The 497-nt window shown below is 46.9% G+C and carries 2 protein-coding genes; one reads left to right on the top strand and one right to left on the bottom strand.

Annotated features, from left to right (window positions below):
- A partial coding sequence (locus CWC14_RS18200) for an accessory factor UbiK family protein (protein WP_138564300.1) occupies positions 1–188 on the top strand: 188 nt, incomplete at its 5' end.
- Between the two features lie 31 nt (positions 189–219).
- Here CWC14_RS18200 and CWC14_RS18195 read toward each other — a convergent pair.
- The coding region (locus tag CWC14_RS18195; protein WP_283957458.1) for a carbonic anhydrase at positions 220–497 on the bottom strand (278 nt) is incomplete at its 5' end.

The raw sequence follows: 497 nt of genomic DNA, 5'->3' as shown, positions 1-497 counted from the left end.
TTGAAAGTAAGACTAAACAAGTACTGCAAAATAAACTCTCAGAGATGGACTTCGAGAGCCGCGAAGAGTTCGATATTCAAAGCCAAGTGCTAGTAAGAACACGTGAAAAGCTGACGGCGCTAGAGCAAAAAGTGGCGCTTTTAGAAGCGCAAATTCAGGGTAACCAAGAAAACCATGACGAAGGTTAATTCGAGGCGAGATTGGCTGCCCAACTATTCGTTATTGCGCATTAGCCCTCACGCGCAAGGCAACGTTGTGCAGCGCCTCTTTGTAGCTGCTATGTAGCTCTTGATGACAGCGAACCACGGCATCGAGGTCATGTAAACGGCCATTTTCAAGCCCGTAAACCCAACCATGCACCGTCAACGGCTGCTCTCTAGCCCATGCATCTTGTACTATGTTGGTACGGCAAACATTACGTACTTGTTCAATCACATTAAGCTCAATTAAGCGAGCCAGACGCTGAGCCTCAGGTGCGCTATTTAACAGTGATAAAT

This window comes from Pseudoalteromonas sp. S3260 (genome assembly GCF_005886925.1).
Classification (GTDB): Bacteria; Pseudomonadota; Gammaproteobacteria; order Enterobacterales; family Alteromonadaceae; genus Pseudoalteromonas; species Pseudoalteromonas tetraodonis.
Note: the sequence above shows the minus strand (reverse complement) of the source record. Positions and strands in the feature narration are given on the sequence as shown.